The 13,401-nt window shown below is 70.7% G+C and carries 13 protein-coding genes; 6 read left to right on the forward strand and 7 right to left on the reverse strand.

Translation table 11 applies throughout. The annotated features are described in order from the left end of the window. The 3 genes from G6039_RS28100 to trmB form a co-directional block, all read right to left on the reverse strand. The coding region (locus tag G6039_RS28100) for an MMPL family transporter (RefSeq protein WP_164528162.1) at positions 1–2,644 on the reverse strand (2,644 nt) is incomplete at its 3' end. A 9-nt stretch (positions 2,645–2,653) separates the two neighbouring features. Then, complete coding sequence (locus G6039_RS28105; RefSeq protein WP_006940232.1) at positions 2,654–3,346, reverse strand: NYN domain-containing protein; 693 nt, start codon at positions 3,344–3,346, stop codon at positions 2,654–2,656. Next, positions 3,343–4,089 carry a tRNA (guanosine(46)-N7)-methyltransferase TrmB gene (gene trmB / locus G6039_RS28110; protein ID WP_080688647.1) on the reverse strand — a complete coding sequence of 249 codons (747 nt, stop codon included), beginning with the start codon at positions 4,087–4,089 and terminating at the stop codon, positions 3,343–3,345. Before trmB ends, G6039_RS28105 begins: the two co-directional genes overlap by 4 nt. A gap of 154 nt (positions 4,090–4,243) precedes the next feature. Here trmB and G6039_RS28115 point away from each other — a divergent pair, with 154 nt between their 5' ends. The 4 genes from G6039_RS28115 to G6039_RS28130 all read left to right on the forward strand — a co-directional run bounded on the left by G6039_RS28115 (position 4,244) and on the right by G6039_RS28130 (position 8,865). Next, positions 4,244–4,942, forward strand: a complete 699-nt coding sequence (locus G6039_RS28115; RefSeq protein ID WP_043802664.1) for a hypothetical protein — start codon at positions 4,244–4,246, stop codon at positions 4,940–4,942. Next, complete coding sequence (locus tag G6039_RS28120) at positions 4,939–6,396, forward strand: hypothetical protein (protein WP_043802660.1); 1,458 nt, start codon at positions 4,939–4,941, stop codon at positions 6,394–6,396. The genes G6039_RS28115 and G6039_RS28120 overlap by 4 nt, the downstream gene beginning before the upstream one ends. Positions 6,397–6,406: 10 nt before the next feature. Further along, positions 6,407–6,757, forward strand: coding sequence for a DUF6802 family protein (locus G6039_RS28125; protein ID WP_006940234.1), 351 nt, complete (start codon positions 6,407–6,409; stop codon positions 6,755–6,757). A gap of 278 nt (positions 6,758–7,035) precedes the next feature. Continuing rightward, on the forward strand, positions 7,036–8,865 hold the full coding sequence (locus G6039_RS28130; RefSeq protein WP_029546116.1) for a phosphoenolpyruvate carboxykinase (GTP): 1,830 nt from the start codon (positions 7,036–7,038) through the stop codon (positions 8,863–8,865). Between the two features lie 73 nt (positions 8,866–8,938). Here the strand turns inward: G6039_RS28130 and G6039_RS28135 are convergent, their stop codons facing one another. The 4 genes from G6039_RS28135 to G6039_RS28150 form a co-directional block, all read right to left on the reverse strand. Next, entirely contained in the window at positions 8,939–9,415 is a 477-nt protein-coding gene (locus tag G6039_RS28135; protein ID WP_029546114.1) for a VOC family protein, read from the reverse strand. Between the two features lie 186 nt (positions 9,416–9,601). Continuing rightward, entirely contained in the window at positions 9,602–10,768 is a 1,167-nt protein-coding gene (locus G6039_RS28140) for a zinc-dependent alcohol dehydrogenase (protein WP_006940237.1), read from the reverse strand. Beyond that, the gene (locus G6039_RS28145; RefSeq protein WP_006940238.1) at positions 10,768–11,403 is read right to left on the reverse strand and encodes an SRPBCC family protein; all 636 of its coding nucleotides are present in this window, start codon (positions 11,401–11,403) and stop codon (positions 10,768–10,770) included. The genes G6039_RS28140 and G6039_RS28145 overlap by 1 nt, the downstream gene beginning before the upstream one ends. A 59-nt stretch (positions 11,404–11,462) precedes the next feature. Further along, the gene (locus tag G6039_RS28150; protein WP_157127555.1) at positions 11,463–11,630 is read right to left on the reverse strand and encodes a hypothetical protein; all 168 of its coding nucleotides are present in this window, start codon (positions 11,628–11,630) and stop codon (positions 11,463–11,465) included. A 73-nt stretch (positions 11,631–11,703) separates the two neighbouring features. On the opposite strand from G6039_RS28150, the gene cysK reads away from it, so the two are divergent. Both cysK and epsC read left to right on the forward strand, forming a co-directional pair. Beyond that, positions 11,704–12,639: a cysteine synthase A gene (gene cysK, locus G6039_RS28155; protein ID WP_006940240.1), complete on the forward strand. Its 936-nt coding sequence runs from the start codon at positions 11,704–11,706 to the stop codon at positions 12,637–12,639. A gap of 7 nt (positions 12,640–12,646) precedes the next feature. Further along, positions 12,647–13,225, forward strand: a complete 579-nt coding sequence (gene epsC, locus G6039_RS28160) for a serine O-acetyltransferase EpsC (protein WP_006940242.1) — start codon at positions 12,647–12,649, stop codon at positions 13,223–13,225. Positions 13,226–13,401: the final 176 nt, after the last annotated feature.

Consider the following 13,401-nt stretch of genomic DNA (forward strand, 5'->3'; position numbering starts at 1 on the left):
GGCGCTGGGGCAGGGGACCCTGCGCCTGCGGTTGCGGGGCCGGTGGCCGCTCGGTGCGCGGTTGCTGCGGCTCGGGTGCCGGCGGGCGGGGACGGTCCTGCGGGGGAGCGGGCCGATTCGGCGCCGGGATCCGGCCCGACGGATTCTGCGCTGCCGGCGCCGGCTGCTGCGGCCGTGCCCCGGGAGCCGCCGGGGTCGCCCCGGCCGGACGACGCCGGGGCGGCCGGTCCCGGTCCTCCGGTGCCCGTGCCGGTGGCTCGGCCGGGCGCGGGGCGCGTGGCGGGGCCGACCGGCGCGGTGGCGGCTGCAGGTCGCGGACGCGCCGCTGCTCGGCGGCCGAGCGGGGTGCGGCGATCTTCGGCAGCGGCTGCGTCATCGGATCGTCCGTGGCGACGCCGGCGACGGTGGGCAGGCGGTGCGACCCGGTGGCCGCGACGGTCGCCGGACCGAACATGCCGACCGTGATCAGCTCCGGCACGTCCTGCGGCATGAGCTCGTTGTCGAGGATCGGCTCCGCGAGCCCGATCCTGGCCTGGATCCGCTTCATCCACGCCGGTGCCCACCAGCAGTCGTCGCCGAGCAGTTTCATCGTCGCCGGCACGAGCAGCATGCGGATCACCGTGGCGTCGATGATCAGGGCCGCGATCATGCCGTAGGCGATGTACTTCATCATCACCAGTTCGGAGAAGCCGAAGGCGCCGGTGACGACGATCAGGATCAGGGCCGCGGCCGTGATGATGCGGCCGGTGTGCGCCGTGCCGATCCGGATGGATTCGGTGGTGCTCGCCCCCTGCGAGCGGGCCTCGACCATGCGGGAGAGCAGGAAGACCTCGTAGTCGGTGGACAGGCCGTAGATGATCGCGATGATCAGCACGAGCACCGGCGACATGATGGGACCGGGCGTGAAGTTCAGCGGCCCGGCCCCGTGACCGTCGATGAAGATCCACGTCAGGATGCCGAGGGTGGCGCCGAGGCCCAGCGCACTCATCAGCGCCGCCTTGATCGGCAGCACCAGCGACCCGAACGCCAGGAACATCAGCAGGGTCGTGAGCACGACGACCACCGTCACCATCAGCGGCAGCGTGTTCATCAGCGCGGCGATCGAATCCTGTTCGATCGCCGGTGTGCCGCCGACGAGCACCTCCACGCCGTCGGGCCACTGCGCCGCATGCAGGTAGTCGATGGTCTCGGCGGAGTTGTTGCGGTCCTCGAGCCCGGCCTTGACGACGCGGACGCCGTCCCGGGCGGGACCCTCGATGGTGAACTTCTCCACCAGGCCGGGGGCCGCGCTGGCCGTCTGGATGATCTCGTTGAGGTCGCCGCCCTCGGCGCCGCGGACGACGATGCGCACCGGCTCCGCGCGCTGGCCGGGGAACAGTTCGTCGAACTGTTCCTGGGCGAGCCGCGTCGGATGGTCGGGCGGCAGGTAGGTCTCGTTGATGCCGCCGAACTTGATGCCGGTCAGCGGCACGATGAGCAGCAGCAGGCCGATCACCGTGGGGATGGTGACCTTGAGCGGGTTGCGCATCACCCACCGGGTGATCCGTCCCCAGATGCTGTTCTCGACCTGCTCGTTGGACTGGATCTGCCCGAACCGGGACCAGCCCCACTTGTCGATGTTCCGGCCGAGGATGGCGAGCATGGCGGGCAGCAGCGTGATCGAGGTGATCGCCGCCAGCGTCACCGTCGCGATCGCGCCGTACGCGACGGACTTGAGGAAGCCCTGCGGGAACAGCAGCAGGCCGCCGAGGCTGGTGACGACCATCGTGGCGGAGAACACCACGGTGCGCCCGGCCGTCATCACCGTGCGGCGCACGGCGGCGGACGCGGCGTAGCCCTCGGCGAGTTCCTCGCGGAACCGGGACACCATGAACAGGCCGTAGTCGATCGCCAGGCCCAGGCCGATCAGCGAGACCACGGGCGCGACGAACGAGTTGACCTCGGTGAAGTTCGTGATGAGCCGCACGATGCCGTTCGCAGCGACGACCGTCAGGCCGCCGGTGATCAGCGGCATCGCGGCCGCGATCACGCCGCCGAAGACGAAGAACAGCAGGATTCCGACCGCCGGGATGGCGAGGAGCTCCATGCGCTTGATGTCCTGCGCCATCGTGTCGTTGAGGGCGCCGGAGATCGGTTGCAGGCCGGCGAGCTGCACGTCGACCCCGTCGATGAGGAACTCGTCCTTCACGTCACGGAAGTTGTTGGTCAGCTCGGTGTCGTTGTCGCCCGCGATGGCGACCGACGCCACGGCGTGCTGCCGCGACTGGTCCGCCAGCGCCGGCACCGCCGGGGCGCCGTTCGTCGGCCAGTACGCACCGTTGATCTTCAGGATCTGATCCGGATGGTCCGCGACCAGAGAGTTGAGACTGTCCTTGACCTTCGCCGCGAACTCCGGATCGTCGACCGTCCTGCCCTCCGGCGCCGTGTACAACGCCAGGACGTCGCCGTTCGTGTCGCGGCCGAAGGTGCCGTCGGCCAGCTTCGCCGCAGCGACGGACTCCGAGCCGGGATCGTCCCAGCCGCTCTGACTGAGATGATCGTTCAGGCTCGCGCCGTACCCGGCGAGCCCGAGCAGACCGGCCACCATCACCGCGATGACGGTGAAGCGCGCACGGTGGACGAGCTCTCCCCAGCGGTCGAACACGAAACTCTCCTATTCGGCCACGCTCTTGCGGCCCACGAGCAGGGCGGACAGCGGTCGGAACGGCTGCAACCAGGCGCCCTCGTCGGGCAGCGAGTCCAGGCTCACGCGTGGCAGCGGCTCACGGAACACCCCCGGGATGTCCTCGAGGTCGACGAAGTCGAGCACCTCGGACGTGACCGCCCAGCTGGCGTGCTCGCGGAAACCGAGGACCTGCACCGCCACGCCGGTCGCGGCGATCTCCTCGAGCGGTTCCCGGAACGCCTGCCCGTCGGCGGAGGCGACCATCACCCCCGCCAGACCCTCACTGCGTCGCAGCGCGATGTGCCGCAACATGTCGGAGTCTACGTCGCTGTCCTCGTCGATCTTCGGCTTGGCGAACACCGCGAAGCCGACGTTGCGCAACGCCTCGACCCACGGGCGCACGACGTCGGCGCTGCCCGGCGCGATGTTCGTGAACACCGTCGCCTCGGGGTCGAGGGTGGCCGTCGTGGTGCGCGAGAGCTCGGACGTGCGGCCGAGCAGCCACCGTCCGAGCGCGTCGAACCGCGGCCGGTAGGCGGCGGTGGGCCGGCCGCCCAGGATGGCACCGAGACCCATGTCCAGGTTCGGCGCGTCCCACACGAGCAGCACCCGCTCGTGCCGCTCGGTGCCGTCCGTCGTGGGGGCCGCGGACACGTCGGACAGTTCTTCGTGGACGCTCATGCCCTGATCTTCCCCCAGACCAGCTCCGTGATGCTGCTGCCCACCCGCTGCGCCTTGTCCTCGAACTTCGTGACGGGGCGCTCGTGGCTGATGGGGGACTCCCAGTCGAGCGTCGTCAGCAACGGCTCGGCGTTGCCCGCCTCGGCGATGGCCTCGGCGTACTCGGCGTGGTCCGTCGCGACGTGCAGCACGCCGCCCGGCTGCAGCCGGCTCGCGATCAGGGCGAACGTCGGCGGCTGCAGCAGGCGGCGCTTGTGGTGGCGGGCCTTGGGCCACGGGTCCGGGAAGAACACCCGCACCCCGGTCAGCGACTCGGGGGCCACCATGTGCTCGAGTACCTCGACCGCGTCGCCGCGCAGGATCCGCAGGTTCCGGATCGGCGTGTCGGTGTCGTAGGTCCGTTCGATCTGCTGCAGCGTCTGCGCGATGCCGGGCTTGTAGACCTCGACGGCGATGAGGTTCACGTGCGGTTCGGTCCGGGCCATCGTCACCGCGGCCGTTCCGGTGCCGGAGCCGATCTCCAGGACGACCGGCGCCGAGCGGCCGAACCAGGCGCCGACGTCGAGCCGGTCGTCGCCGACGTCGCGGCCCAGCTCGGGCCAGCAGCGGTCCCACGACTCCTGCTGCGGGAGCGTCAGCGCGCCCCGCCGCGAGCGGAAACTCGTCACCCGCGGGTACAGACGGTTTCCTCGGGTCGGGCGCTGCTCCAGCGTCTCGGTCGTGTCCAGATCGGCGTCGTTCACCCGACCATTGTCGCGTATCGGGAGGGTGTGTGGCAGGAGGGACTGAAGTGACCACAGTGTTTTCTCAGGGTGCCGGGTTTTCTCAGGGTGCCCCCGGGCCGCTGCCGTCGACGGCAGCCTCTGCCAGAATCGGCGGCGACACACGGGGGTGGTCATGGTGGGGGATGCGGGGACCGCGCACGCGCGGTGGCGGCAGATCGTCGAGGACATCGGCCGGTTCGACGCCCGGGCCGGCCGACAGGTGCAGCGCGCCCTCGACCGGCACGACGCCCCACTGCGGGTGCAGATCGCCGGTCGCGGCGGCGCCGTCCGTCCCGCGCTCCGCGCAGCCGTCGAGGCGGCGGTCGCGGCGTCGGCACTGGTCGACACCGTGGAGCTCGACTCGCCGGACCGGCCCGAACCGGTCCTCGATGCGGATGTCGTCCTCCTCGTGCTCGCGGCGCGGGCCCACCCCGCCGATCTGGCGGCACTCGTCCGCCCCGCCGATCCGGCGGCACTCGTCCACCCCGCCGATCTGGCGGCACTCGTCCGCCCCGCCGATCCGGCGGCACTCGTCCGCCCCGCCGATCCGGCGGCGCTCGTCACACGCGACGACGAACGCCTCGTCGTCGTGCTCGATCGGACCGAGGGACTCGAGGATGCCGGGGCCGCGTTCGCCCGCGCGGCCGCGCACGTGCGACGGCCGGTCCTCACGCCCGACTCCGCACCCTCGGCGGTCGTCGAACGACTCGGTTCCGCGCGCCGCCGCCGCGACGCCGTGCTCGCCCGCGACCTGGCGGGCATCGGTGCCGGCCCGCGAGCCCGCGACGTCATCGAGGCCGCCCTCGACGAACTCACCGGATCGTCGCGGTGATCCCGCCCGACGTCGGCGACGTCGTGCGCCGCTGGAACCCGGAGGGATGGGCGCGGCTGCACGCCACGTCGGACCCGCCGCGGATCCGGGTGGCCGGGGTCGACGGCTGCGGCCGCGGGGCGCTCGTCGACGAGCTCACCGCGCTCGGCCCAGCCGTCGACTACGTCCATGACGGTCCCGCGACCGTCGTGCTGATGGTGTTCGAGGCGTCGGCCCACCTCGGCCGGACCGAACTCGCCGTCCTCGAGTCCGCCGGGCGCGGCAGCGGCCGCGTGGTGTGCGCGCTCACCGGAACCGACGCGCACCCGGACTGGCGGGCGGTGCACGAGCGGGACGTCGCGCTGCTGCAACGGCACGCACCCTGGCTCGGTCCGGTGACATTGCTGCCCGTCGGGACGTCGCTCGCCGCCCGCGCCCGTGCTGTCGGCGGCGACGCGGGAGCGGTGCTGCGGCTCGAATCCGGGATCGTCGACCTGCACGAGGCGCTCACGGCGGCGCTGGTCGCGGGTCCGCATGCGGGCCGGGCCCTGCGCACCGCCGTCGTCGCCGAGACCCGCCACCTCGTGGTGCAGGCGATCGCTGCCCTGCGCGCCGGCGACGACACGGGGGCCCTGCGCGCCGAACGGGCGCGGTGGAGCCTGCGGGCCACCACTCCCGCCGACGACGGAGGGCTCCGCGCCGAGCTGCAACGGGCCCGCATCGACACCGCGCAGGCCGTCGCGGCGGCCGTGCGCGCGGCGTCCGCCGAATTTCGCGACGCGATCGAGACGGTGGACCCGGCGCACGTGCCGCACCTGCTCGACGACGTGGTCCGCGACCTGCACGCCCGGGTCGGCACGGTCGTCACCGAGCGGCTGGCCCGGATCGGACCGGGTGACCCGGAGCCGGCCGGCCCGGCCACCGTGCCCCCGCGGTCCGCGCCGCCGTCCCCGCGACGTCCCGTGGAGGACCGCCTCACCGTGCTGATCGGCGCGTCGGCCGGGGCGGGGCTGGGACGCGTCGCGGTGTCCCCGCTGTCCCTGGTGCCCACGCTCGAGCTGGCGACGGTACCGCTGAGCCTGCTGCTCGGCGCGGCGGCGGCGTGGTGGCTGGTGCGGGTGCGGCGACGGCTCGCCGAACGGGACCGGATGCGCAGGTGGGCGCTCGAGGAACTCGTCGAGGTGCGCGCCGAGCTCGAGGCCGTCGCGCTCGAGCGCATCGTCGACGCGGAGGCCCGGCTCGGGTCCGCGCTCGCCGTCGCGCGCACCGCCCGGCTCGCCACGGCGCGCGACCGCATCGCCGCCCTCGACGACGAGCTGAGACGTCGCGCCGAGGACCGTGCCGGGCAGCTGGCGGCGTGCGAGCGCGATCTCGCCGTGCTCGCCCGGGCGGGAACCCCCGGCCGGTCGGGCGCGTCCAACAGGACGACAGCGTCCGGTGGGACGACAGCGTCCGATGGTGTGACACGGCAGTGAGGAGCGCGCGATGGTGGACGGATTCGCCGGCACCGACGACGAGGTGTGGGAGCCCGACGTGCCCGTCCCGGGACGTCCCGCGTTCGGCCCGGGGCTGGCCCCCGCGCTGCTCGACCCGGCCGGACCGGGCGCGCTGCCGCCGGCCGTGGACGTCGACGGCGACGGGCTGCTCGACACCGTCACGTTCGCCACCGCGGACGCACTCGTCGTCGCATCGGACACCGACGCCGACGGGTGGTTCGACCGGGTCACCGAACTCGGCGACGACGGGCGGTTCGGGGTGTGGCAGTTCCGGCGCGACGTCGACGGTGCGGAGCACTGGACCCGGATTGACGAAGGTCACCTCGATCGAGGAAAGTGAGGCAAATCGCCCGTGCCCCGGGCGTGCGAGGCGGGTACTGTGTTCGCCCTCTGAATCGTTTCTGTGACATTTCCGACCGGCCCCGATTGCCATCACCCCGAAGTCCGGCGTTAACCTCTATGAATAGGACATCCGGCGCCCGCCTCGTCCGTTCGGCCACGGAGGAAGCGGGTGGTACCCCTGCCGAGAGGGGGAGTCCGGGTCCGCCGCTGGTCCCTGGGACGGTTCGTCGCAGGTCGGGGGAGGGATCCGGTTCCGGCGCACCCCAGGAGAGTTTGATGACCTCAGTGACCATTCCCGGTCTGAACGGCACCGATGGCAAGCCCCCGACCCAGCACGCCGAGCTGCTCGCATGGGTACAGGAGGTCGCCGAACTCACTCAGCCCGACCGGGTCGTCTGGGCCGACGGGTCCGACGCGGAATGGGACCGGCTGACCACCCAGCTGGTCGAGGCCGGGACCTTCACCCGCCTCAACGACGAGAAGAAGCCCAATTCCTTCCTGGGCAACTCCGACCCGTCGGACGTCGCGCGCGTCGAGTCGCGTACCTTCATCTGCTCGCGCAACGAGGTCGATGCCGGACCGACCAACAACTGGATGGATCCGGCCGAGATGCGGGCGACCATGACCGAGCTGTACCGCGGCAGCATGCGCGGGCGCACCCTTTACGTGGTGCCGTTCTGCATGGGCCCGCTCGGCGCGGACGACCCGAAGCTCGGCGTCGAGATCACCGACTCGGAGTACGTCGTCGTCTCCATGCGCATCATGACCCGCATGGGTACCGCGGCCCTGGAGAAGCTGGGCACCGACAAGCCGTTCGTCAAGGCCCTGCACTCGGTGGGTGCGCCGCTCGAGCCCGGCCAGAAGGACGTGCCGTGGCCGTGCAACGACACCAAGTACATCACCCACTTCCCGGAGGACCGGGAGATCTGGAGCTACGGCTCCGGCTACGGCGGCAACGCCCTGCTCGGCAAGAAGTGCTACTCGTTGCGTATCGCTTCGGCCATGGCGCACGACGAGGGCTGGCTCGCCGAGCACATGCTGATCCTCAAGCTGATCTCGCCGGAGGACAAGGCCTACTACGTGGCGGCCGCGTTCCCGAGTGCCTGCGGCAAGACCAACCTCGCGATGATCCAGCCGACCATCCCGGGCTGGCGCGCCGAGACCCTCGGCGACGACATCGCCTGGATGCGTTTCGGTGAGGACGGCCGGCTGTATGCGGTGAACCCGGAGTACGGCTTCTTCGGCGTCGCCCCCGGCACCAACCACGGCTCCAACCCCAACGCCATGAAGACGATGGAGGCCGGCAACACGCTGTACACCAACGTCGCGCAGACCGACGACGGCGACGTGTGGTGGGAGGGCCTGGAAGGCAATCCCGAGCACCTCATCGATTGGAAGGGCAACGACTGGACTCCCGAGTCCGGCACCCCGGCCGCGCACCCGAACTCGCGCTACTGCACGCCGATGTCGCAGTGCCCGATCCTCGCCCCCGAGTGGGACGATCCGCAGGGTGTGCCGATCTCCGCGATCCTGTTCGGCGGTCGTCGCAAGACGACTGTGCCGCTGGTGAGCGAGTCCCTCGACTGGCAGCACGGCACCTTCCTCGGCGCGACGCTGTCGTCCGAACAGACCGCCGCCGCCGAGGGCAAGGTCGGCACCGTCCGTCGCGACCCCATGGCGATGCTGCCGTTCATCGGTTACAACGCCGGCGACTACCTGAACCACTGGATCAACATCGGCAAGTCCGCGGATGCGGACAAGCTGCCGAAGATCTTCTACGTCAACTGGTTCCGTCGCGGCGACGACGGCCGCTTCCTGTGGCCGGGCTTCGGTGAGAACTCCCGTGTGCTCAAGTGGATCGTCGACCGCATCGAGCACCGGGCCGGCGCCCAGACCACGCCGATCGGCTTCGTGCCGACCGCCGCGGACCTCGACCTCGAGGGCCTCGACGTCGACCGCGACGACGTCGACGAGGCGCTGAAGGTCGACGTGGCGGAGTGGAAGGAAGAGCTGCCCCTCATCGAGGAGTGGTTCGAGTTCCTCGGCGAGAAGGTGCCCTCCGGCATCCGCGACGAGTTCGAGGCCCTGAAGCAGCGCCTCGCCTGACGCCTTGATCGACCGAATGTCACATCGGATCGCTTGTATCGATCCGATGTGACATTCGGCGTTTCAGGGATGCTCAGGACGACTGACTCGCGAGCCACTCGTCGATGCGACGTCGTGCCTCTTCGGGCGCGACGTCCTCGACGCGCGTCATGATCGCCCACCGGTGCCCGAACGGGTCGAGGATCGTCCCGAACCGGTCTCCGGTGACGAACGTCGAGGGTTCCTCGAAGACCTGCGCACCCTGCTCGACCGCGCGGGCGAACGTCGCGTCGGCGTCGGTGCAGTACAGCACGTAGGAATGGTCGACGGTGTTCGTCCCGTCGGGCGCGCGCAGCCCCATGGCCGGCGCGGGGTCGCTCAGCTGGAGCCGGCCGTGCCCGAAGTCCAGTTCGGCGTGCGCGATCGTGCCGTCGGGCCCGTCGGTTCGTTCGACGACCTCGGCGCCGAAGACCGTGCGGTAGAACTCGACGGCCCGGGCCGCGCCGTCGACGACGAGGAACGGCGTGAGGGAGGTGTAGCCGGCGGGGATCGGATTCACGGAATGCGTCATGCGACGAGTCTCGCGTCGTCTCCGCCGGCCGTATTGAACATTTCCGACATTCCCCGGGACAGCGGTGGTGGGCCGAATGTCACACAGGTTCGATTCGATCGAATGTGTGTGACATTCGGCCCGTTGGAGGGCGCCGGCCCGTTGGAGGGCGCCGGCCCGTTGCAGGGCGCCGGCCCGGCACCGGGGTCACGGCCGGAACACCGCGCGCACGCAGCCGTCCTTCTTGTCCTTGAACATCTCGTACCCGCGCACCGAGTCCTCGAGCGACATGTCGTGGGTGATCAACAGGCTGGGGTCGAGCTTGCCGGCCTGCACGTGCTCGAAGAGCCGCGGGACGTACCGCTGTCCGTGTTGCTGGGCGGTGCGCAGGGTCAGGCTCTTGTTGGTGAGCAGGCCCATCGGGAACTTGTCGGTGAGTCCGTAGACCCCGAGGACGGACACCACCCCACCCTTGCGGCACGCCATGATCGCCTGCCGCAGCGGCGTGGCGCGGTCGGTCTCCATCCGCAGCGCCTGCTTGACGCGGTCGTAGATCTGCATCAGGCCGGTGCCGTGGGCCTCCATGCCGACCGCCTCGATGCACGCGTCGGGTCCGCGGCCGCCGGTGCTCTCGCGCAGCGCCTCCTGCATGCTGTCCTCGGCGGAGTAGTCGATCGTCTCCAGCCCCAGCCGGGCGGCGAGGTCGAGGCGTTCGCCCAGGCGGTCGACGACGATCACTCGTTCGGCGCCGAGGATCCGGGCGCTCACGGCCGCCATCAGGCCCACGCCCCCGGCACCCCACACTGCGACGGTGTCGCCGGGGGAGATGTCGCAGAAGTCGGCCCCCATGTATCCGGTGGGCACCGCGTCGGAGAGGAACAGGGCCTGCTCGTCGGTGATCCCCTCGGGGATCGGGAAGCAGTTGACGTCGCCGAACGGCACCCGCACGTACTGCGCGTGCGAACCCTGGTACCCGCCGAACGGGTGGGTGTAGCCGTAGATGCCGCCGGACGGGTAGCCGAGCAGCGGCTGCTGCATCGCAGCGTTCGGGTTGGTGGTGTCACACGCCGAGTACAGGTCGTGGTCGCAGTACCAGCAGGCGCCGCACCCGATGAACGACGGCACGACGACGCGGTCGCCGACGTTCACGGAGGTGACCTCCGCGCCCTTCTCGACGACGTCGCCCATGAACTCGTGCCCGAACACGTCGCCCTCCCGCATGCCGGGGAGATAGCCGTCGATGAAATGCAGATCGGATCCGCAGGTGGTCGTGAGGCGGACCTCCACGATCACGTCGTGCGGGTTGAGCAGCTTCGGGTCCTCGACCGTCTCGACGGACAGGTCGTTCACGCCCATCCAGCACAGCGCTCGCATCAGTGGGATCCTTCCGTTCGGGAGTCGCGTCCGGAGGCACCGGAGCTGCCGCGGGCGCTGTGATTGCCGCGGGCGCTGTCATTGCCGCGGGCGCTGGGATTGCCGCGGGCGCTGGGATTGCCGCGGGCGCTGGGATTGCAGCGCAGGGTCGGCATCTCGCCGGTCTGCAGCAGCGCGCGGGCCCGGTACAGGGCGGTGAACGTGGCCGCGCCGGTGATCAGGCCGGGCACCGGGGTGTCGGCCCGCATGCTCACCTCGGTGCCGAGGCCGTGCGGGGCGGTGGCGAACGACAGCAGGATCCGGGGCGGCTGCGACGAGTCGCCGGCGTCGGTGGCGACGAACTGCAGTTCCCCGTCGCTCTCGAGCACGCGCGTCTCCCACGTGATCGGGTCGGCGCCGAGTTCGAAGGTCCACCGGAGGCGGTCGGGGCCGCTCGCGGCGACGGAGGTGCGCTCCCCGAACACCTGCGACAGATTGGCGGGCTCGCGCCAGAACCGTTGCACCGTTTCGCGGGGTGCGCCGATGGTGACGGTCTGCTGGGGACCGGGGTGGGAGCCGGTGCGTTCGACGACGCGACGGACGACCCCCTCGATCTGCCGCCCGGATCTCTCCACGGTCTTGACGATGTCGAACACGGGTTTCTCCTTCCGGGCGCGGGCGGGCCTGCCCCGTGCCGGGTCTGGTGGGCGACGCCCTACCGCAGCGGGGTGCTGTCCTGCAGGGCTGCGACCGGCCGGCCGGCGACGTTCCGGGCGTGCCGGTGACGAGTCATGACGTCGGCTACCCGCGGGAGCAGGGTGGGCAAACCGGTGGGTCCCCGGGCGGCCGGACCGCTGTGCGGCTCCCCACGTGAATCGGACATCCGCCGGAATGATGCAATAGGTGACGACGGAACCAATCCGGTCGGCACTGCGACCGGGAGGAGGATCGGGCCCATGAGCGGTATCTACAACAATGTCACCGAGCTGGTCGGGCGAACCCCGATCGTGCGGCTGAACCGGCTGACCGAGGGTCTCGGCGCCCAGGTCGCGGTCAAGCTCGAGTTCTACAACCCGGCCAACAGCGTCAAGGACCGGATCGGCGTGGCGATCATCGACGCCGCCGAGAAGTCCGGTGAGCTGCGCCCCGGTGGCACCATCGTCGAGGGGACCAGCGGCAACACCGGTATCGCGCTGGCGATGGTCGGTGCCGCGCGCGGCTACAAGGTCATCCTGACGATGCCCGAGACGATGTCCACCGAGCGTCGCGTGATGCTGCGGGCGTTCGGCGCGGAGATCGTCCTGACGCCCGGCTCCGAGGGCATGGCCGGCGCGGTCGCGAAGGCGGAGGAGATCGTCGCGAAGACCGAGAACGCGATCCTCGCCCGCCAGTTCGCCAACCCGGCGAACCCGGAGATCCACTACCAGACCACCGGTGAGGAGATCTGGAAGGACACCGAGGGCGCGGTCGACATCTTCGTCGCCGGCATCGGCACCGGCGGCACGATCACCGGCGCGGGCCGCAGGCTCAAGGAATACAAGCCGGAGGTGAAGATCGTCGGCGTCGAGCCCATCGATTCGCCCATCCTCACCGGCGGACAGCCGGGCCCGCACAAGATCCAGGGCATCGGCGCGAACTTCGTGCCCGACGTGCTCGACCGCGAGGTCTACGACGAGATCGTCGACGTCTCGTTCGACGACGCCGTCCGCGTGGGCCGGGATCTCGGCACGCAGGAGGGCATTCTCGGCGGCATCTCGTCCGGCGCGATCGTGTGGGCCGCTCTGGAGCTGGCGAAGCGTCCGGAGAACGCCGGCAAGCTCATCGTCGCCGTGGTCTGCGACTTCGGTGAGCGGTACATCTCCACTCCGCTGTTCGAGCACATCCGGGACTGAACGCATCGTGAGTGTTCTGCGCACCCTCCGGGAAGACCTGCAGGCGGCCCGCGGCCACGATCCGGCGTCGCGCGGTGACATGGAGAACGCCCTCGTGTATTCGGGGCTGCACGCGATCTGGTCGCATCGGCTCGCACACCGGATGTGGGCGCGGCCGGCGCTGCGGGGACCGGCCCGCATCCTGGCGCAGTTCACCCGCTTCCTCACGGGCATCGAGATCCACCCCGGCGCGACGATCGGACGGCGCTTCTTCGTCGATCACGGCATGGGCGTGGTGATCGGGGAGACCGCCGAGATCGGCGAAGACGTGATGATCTATCACGGCGTCACGCTCGGCGGGCGGTCGCTGGCGCGGACCAAGCGGCACCCCACCATCGGCAACCGGGTCACCATCGGTGCGGGGGCGAAGGTCCTCGGGCCGGTGGTGATCGGCGACGACGTCGCGATCGGCGCGAACGCGGTGGTCACGCGCGACGTGCCCGCCGATTCGATCGCCGTCGGCATCCCGGCGACGATCCGCCCCCGCAAGCAGCACGAGGAACTCGTGGACCCGGCCTGCTACATCGATCCTGCGATGTACATCTGAGGTCTCGCCGGCACCCGCAGCCGGCCGGGCCGAATGTCACATCGCGTCTATCCAGGCTGACTCAGGTGGTCCATGCGACACGCTCCCTGACCAGGGGAGATGTCAGTGGGTCGAGCAGCACGAGAGGCGAAGAAGGCTAGGTTCTTCGCCATGCGCATGACGAAGGTGTCGATCGC

This window comes from Rhodococcus aetherivorans (assembly GCF_011058165.1).
In the GTDB taxonomy this organism is placed as follows: Bacteria; Actinomycetota; Actinomycetes; order Mycobacteriales; family Mycobacteriaceae; genus Rhodococcus; species Rhodococcus aetherivorans.

Excerpts from the sequence above, each read along its gene's own strand:
- G6039_RS28135 (WP_029546114.1), bottom strand. The coding sequence starts at position 9,415 with ATGACGCATTCCGTGAATCCGATCCCCGCCGGCTACACCTCCCTCACG.
- G6039_RS28105 (WP_006940232.1), bottom strand. The coding sequence starts at position 3,346 with ATGAGCGTCCACGAAGAACTGTCCGACGTGTCCGCGGCCCCCACGACG.
- G6039_RS28130 (WP_029546116.1), top strand. The coding sequence starts at position 7,036 with ATGACCTCAGTGACCATTCCCGGTCTGAACGGCACCGATGGCAAGCCC.
- cysK (WP_006940240.1), top strand. The coding sequence starts at position 11,704 with ATGAGCGGTATCTACAACAATGTCACCGAGCTGGTCGGGCGAACCCCG.
- G6039_RS28150 (WP_157127555.1), bottom strand. The coding sequence starts at position 11,630 with ATGTCCGATTCACGTGGGGAGCCGCACAGCGGTCCGGCCGCCCGGGGA.
- G6039_RS28125 (WP_006940234.1), top strand. The coding sequence starts at position 6,407 with ATGGTGGACGGATTCGCCGGCACCGACGACGAGGTGTGGGAGCCCGAC.
- G6039_RS28115 (WP_043802664.1), top strand. The coding sequence starts at position 4,244 with ATGGTGGGGGATGCGGGGACCGCGCACGCGCGGTGGCGGCAGATCGTC.
- G6039_RS28140 (WP_006940237.1), bottom strand. The coding sequence starts at position 10,768 with ATGCGAGCGCTGTGCTGGATGGGCGTGAACGACCTGTCCGTCGAGACG.